The sequence below is a fragment of the Bacillus sp. B2-WWTP-C-10-Post-4 genome (genome assembly GCF_009183805.1).
In the GTDB taxonomy this organism is placed as follows: Bacteria; Bacillota; Bacilli; order Bacillales; family Bacillaceae_G; genus Bacillus_A; species Bacillus_A cereus.
Genome location: NZ_WEII01000194.1, coordinates 1 through 4,619, shown reverse-complemented (window position 1 = coordinate 4,619; position 4,619 = coordinate 1). Strand labels below are relative to the sequence as shown.

The following is a 4,619-nucleotide window of genomic DNA, read 5'->3' as shown; positions in this document are numbered from 1 at the left end:
TGTTTTAGGAGAGGTGTCATTGAAATATTTTACAAGAGATTGGTATAAAAAAATGCAAGTTTTAGAATTTGTAAGTTTTATAGAGTCTATAAAAGAATGGTCAGAAATGGATATACAAAGTTTAAAGGAAGAAATAGAGGAAAGGAAAATAGATTTATTAAAATTCCTTCCTGAATCGATATACTCGATTATACAAAACATCACAATTAATTCAGAATACCCATCAGGTGAACTGAAAAAACGTATGCAAAAGTGGTCAACAGATTATGAGATAAGAGTGGCACAATTAGATCAATTATACGTAGAATATTTTAATTCCATTGAGAAAAAACTTCCGTCAAATGTCGCTCAGTTACACAAGACATCACTACACGATAGTGTAATTAAAGTAATAAAGAGAGAATCAGAAGATACTTTGTCTATCGTATTAGATTGCAGTGGTACTTTTAGTGAATTTGATAAACTTGAAGTAACCTTTATAGGAGTAACAAAGTGTTCTATGCCGGAAAACTTTGAAAATGCTTGGTGGTTATATCATGAAATAGCTCTTACTGAAGATGGTTTTGAACTAGGTGTTTTATTTGACTCTCCATTTAGAGAAGTGACGATTTGCGCGGCAGATGTATTACTTGTGAAGAAATAATGTTGTATGGAGTATTACAAACGTTTGACATAATAAAAAAATAAAGTTATTGTAGATACATGAAGTCTACAATAGGGGCTGTATTATGAAATATTCTAAAGCTACAAATTATGCTCTTCATACAATGCTTTTTCTGGCAAAGGCTACACCAAATAAGTTAGTTAGTGTTCACCAATTAGCAGAAATGCAAAATGTTTCACCAACGTACTTGTCTAAAATACTAACTAAGTTGACGAAGGAAGGGATGATACATTCATCATCTGGTCCAAAGGGCGGTTACTCGCTTAGTAAGAATTGGGAAGATATTTCATTTTTAGATATTATACATGCAATTGAAGGTAAAACATCATTGTTTGAATGTTGTTTACATGACAAACCTGGATGTTTAATTAATGAAGTAATGCTCGCAGCAGAAGAGAAAATGGAAGAAGAGTTACGAAATCAAAAAATCGTAGATCTTGCGAAAAAAATAAAAGTGGATTTTTAATCTGCTTTTATTTTTAAATTAATTAAGGATAAAAAGACTCTTTGATATCTTTAATTGTAGTTAGAAAATGATATGAAGAAGGAGAGAAGATGATGACTAAATTTTGGAATGATCGATATAAATCAGATGAATATTTTTACGGGGAAGAACCTAATACATTTATTAAAGAACAAGCATTTCGTTTAGCAAATCACAATAAAGTAATAGCATTTGCGGAGGGAGAAGGTAGAAATGCTGTATTTCTAGCAAGACAAGGGAACGAAGTAACAGCTATTGATTATTCGGAAGATGGATTAGAGAAGACAAAAAAATTGGCAGAGAAGCATAATGTAAACGTGCATACAAAAAAAGTAGATTTATTAGCTGATAGTTTGCCAGAAAATGAATATGATGCAGCAATTATGGTATTTGGACATTTTCATGATGATTATAAAAAAATGATATTAGGTAAAATGATACAAACGATAAAGCCAGGTGGTTTAATTATGTTTGAAGTTTACTCAAAAAAACAAATAAACTATGGTACTGGTGGACCAAAAGATGTTGATATGCTGTATGATCCAATTGATATTCTTACTTGGTGTGAAGAACATAAGGTAATTCATTTCTTTAATGGAGAACAAGAGCGAGTTGAAGGGAAAGGGCACACTGGTTTAGCTGATGTTATTCAAGTTGTTATTAGAAAATGAATATAAGTGTTAATGAAAGGTAAATGTATGAATGTAAAAAGACCAGTCATTTAAGACTGGTCTTTCTATTTAGATACTAAATTATCAAGCTTCCAATATGTATTTGTTAACGGCGCAGCTTTGCTATCTATGTATAAATACATATTATTTAAATCTTTTGGTGAAGTTTTCAGTTCAAACACAACGTCAGTAGTTAAAGAGAATTCGTGTGGAACATTTTTATAGTGCTCGTCATCTATCGGATGAGCTTCACCTTCATATTTCTGACCAGTTTTTTCATCTTGTATGAAATATTTTATTTCCGAAAGATCAATAGTTTGTCCATCGTCCCGAACATTATTAATCATAACACGAGTAGTAAGGCGCCGCTCTTTGTCTATTTTTTCAAACTTTGCATTTTCAACTGTTGCTCTATAGTATTCGTTTTTAACTATTTCTCCATAGTGCATTGCATTCTTTTCGAGAGCGCTCTTTTCTTGTTTTGATGTAGTATTGCTATTACATCCTGTTAATATTCCAGTAAATAATAATGCTGTACATGTCGTTTTGATTAATGATTTCATAGTAATCCCTTTCTGTATTAAAAAGTAAAACATAGGAATAATTTTACATCAACAGGAAGGTAAATGGAAGTATTTTTGCGTAATATACAGATATACATTTATTTGGTTGGCAAATTATTGGGATAGAAAGAGGGAGAAGGCTGTATAAAACGGAATAAATAAGAACTGAAAATATTGTAAAACAGAAGAGGCATACATATAATTAAAATAAAGTTTAAGTTTCTGAATCTTCAATAACGGTGGTGATAACATGTTTACTGAAGAACGTCGAGAGAGAATCTTAGAACTACTTAATACAGATGGAAGAGTAATCGCAAAGGAACTTGCGGAAAGATTTGATATGTCTATTGATTCTATAAGAAGAGATTTGTCTATTATGGAAAAGGATGGTTTATTAAAAAGAACGCACGGAGGTGCAATTGAACTTACGCGAGTGAGGAACTTAGCTGCGGAACCAGCTAAACGTTATAGTGATAGCTCAATATATGAGGACACAATTGCAAAAGTTGCGGCATCTTATATACAAGAAGATGATTCTATTTTTATTGGCGGGGCTTCCATTCATAATGCGATGCTGAAATATTTACCGGAAGTATCATTTACGGTTATTACGAATTCTATTGAAATAGCTGGTCATCTAAGAGAATATAAGAACATCGATACATATTTAATTGGTGGAAAAGTAAAGCCTTCAGGAAATATTACTGATACATTTGCCTCTGAATTGATAAGTAGATTTTCTATTGATTTTTATTTCTCTACAGGTGGAGGCATTTCATTACAAGGTATTAGTACTGCAACACCTGAAGTTGCTTATTTTAGTAAAAGAGTAAGTGAAATTGCTAGAAGAAATATTTGTTTAGCTCCGCATAATAAACTTGGAATAGATTGTTTTATAAGAGGAGAGTCTCTAAAAGAAATTGACCTTATTATAACTGACGAAGAGGCTAGTAAAGAAACTGTTCAGGAATTTGAGAAACAAGGTAAACAAGTTGTAATAGCGCCATTATATTCATTTGAAAGGAGTTTGACATGATTGTAAAAGAGCAAGAGTTTCATATAAATGGATTAACTTATACAATTCGTTCTGCAGCTGAGAAAGATGCTGAGCAGTTATCGAAAATTAGAGTTCAGATTGATGGAGAAACTGAAAATATGGATAGAGATGCTGGAGAGGGATTTATAGATGACCTAGGGTTTCAAAAAATAATAAAAACAGATAGTGAAGAAACGAAGAATCTCTTTTTAGTTGCAGAAGTGCACAATCGAATCGTTGGATTTTCAAGGTGTGAAGGATCAAATTTTAAGAGATTATCTCATAAAGTGGAGTTTGGTGTTTGCATTTTAAAAGAGTTTTGGGGATATAAAATGGGTAAGAGCCTATTACAACAATCTATTAAATGGGCTGACGAAAATGCAGTAAATAAAATATCTTTACAAGTATTAGAGACAAACGAGAAAGCTATTCATCTTTATAAAAAAATAGGTTTTGAAGTAGAAGGCATTTTGAAAAATGACAAAAGACTATCGGATGGAAAGTATTATAATACGGTAGTGATGGGAAGATTTACTAATACTTTTCATAAAAGAGGGGAAGAGGTATGTTTTACAGAAGGAAGTACTATGTAGTGAAAAATGAATTCATAGAAGTATTTAATGATCATTTCAATAATACGAACTTACCTAATCAATTAAAGCATGGTTCTAGGCTAATAGGACGCTGGATGAAAGATAATAAGAATGGTACGTCTGAAGTATTTGCCATATGGGAATATGATAGTTATGAACAGTATAATGAAATAGAATCGAAAATTAGAAGTGACGAGAGGCATATTAAAAGAATACATGAATGGTATGAAAACCATGGCGGGAAAGAATATGTTTTACAGGAGTACATAGTAGAGATGAAAAATGAAGAGTTAGTATGTACTGTAAAGTAACAGAGGGGTGAGGGATAATAGAAATTAGAACAAAATTATATTTTAGTTTAGCATCCACTATTTTATTTGCAATAGCCGTGATTGTTTTCTTTATAAATGGTAATCCACAAAAGTGGTTTTGGTTATGTATTTTCTTTGCGTCCATTATACAAAATATAGTGCTACTAAAAAAGAATAAAGAAATGCATTAGGATATTCAAATTATTAACATATTTGTGTCGTCTTGCTAGTTTTATTGAAAACGCTTTTATTCAGTTTTATAATAAAAGTATGTTTTATAAATCTCCAAAACAATTA

The 4,619-nt window shown here is 31.3% G+C and carries 7 protein-coding genes; 6 read left to right on the top strand and 1 reads right to left on the bottom strand.

The annotated features are described in order from the left end of the window. The first annotated feature begins 19 nt into the window (after positions 1-19). The 3 genes from GBN78_RS28695 (at position 20) to GBN78_RS28685 (ending at position 1,819) form a co-directional block, all read left to right on the top strand. Positions 20-643: a DUF4085 domain-containing protein gene (locus GBN78_RS28695; RefSeq protein WP_152127981.1), complete on the top strand. Its 624-nt coding sequence runs from the start codon at positions 20-22 to the stop codon at positions 641-643. An 85-nt stretch (positions 644-728) separates the two neighbouring features. Beyond that, positions 729-1,130, top strand: coding sequence for an Rrf2 family transcriptional regulator (locus GBN78_RS28690; RefSeq protein ID WP_000877650.1), 402 nt, complete (start codon positions 729-731; stop codon positions 1,128-1,130). Between the two features lie 89 nt (positions 1,131-1,219). Further along, entirely contained in the window at positions 1,220-1,819 is a 600-nt protein-coding gene (locus GBN78_RS28685) for a class I SAM-dependent methyltransferase (RefSeq protein ID WP_001987438.1), read from the top strand. Positions 1,820-1,884: 65 nt separating this feature from the next. On the opposite strand, the gene GBN78_RS28680 is transcribed toward GBN78_RS28685, so the two are convergent. Next, positions 1,885-2,382: a hypothetical protein gene (locus GBN78_RS28680; protein WP_000838470.1), complete on the bottom strand. Its 498-nt coding sequence runs from the start codon at positions 2,380-2,382 to the stop codon at positions 1,885-1,887. A gap of 250 nt (positions 2,383-2,632) precedes the next feature. Here GBN78_RS28680 and GBN78_RS28675 point away from each other — a divergent pair, with 250 nt between their 5' ends. From GBN78_RS28675 to GBN78_RS28665, 3 genes are read left to right on the top strand one after another with little or no spacing between them, the layout of a single operon-like run. Continuing rightward, positions 2,633-3,418: a DeoR/GlpR family DNA-binding transcription regulator gene (locus GBN78_RS28675; RefSeq protein ID WP_000493656.1), complete on the top strand. Its 786-nt coding sequence runs from the start codon at positions 2,633-2,635 to the stop codon at positions 3,416-3,418. Then, on the top strand, positions 3,415-4,011 hold the full coding sequence (locus tag GBN78_RS28670) for a GNAT family N-acetyltransferase (protein WP_000635674.1): 597 nt from the start codon (positions 3,415-3,417) through the stop codon (positions 4,009-4,011). Before GBN78_RS28675 ends, GBN78_RS28670 begins: the two co-directional genes overlap by 4 nt. Beyond that, positions 3,984-4,322, top strand: a complete 339-nt coding sequence (locus GBN78_RS28665) for an NIPSNAP family protein (protein ID WP_000499993.1) — start codon at positions 3,984-3,986, stop codon at positions 4,320-4,322. The genes GBN78_RS28670 and GBN78_RS28665 overlap by 28 nt, the downstream gene beginning before the upstream one ends. Positions 4,323-4,619: the final 297 nt, after the last annotated feature.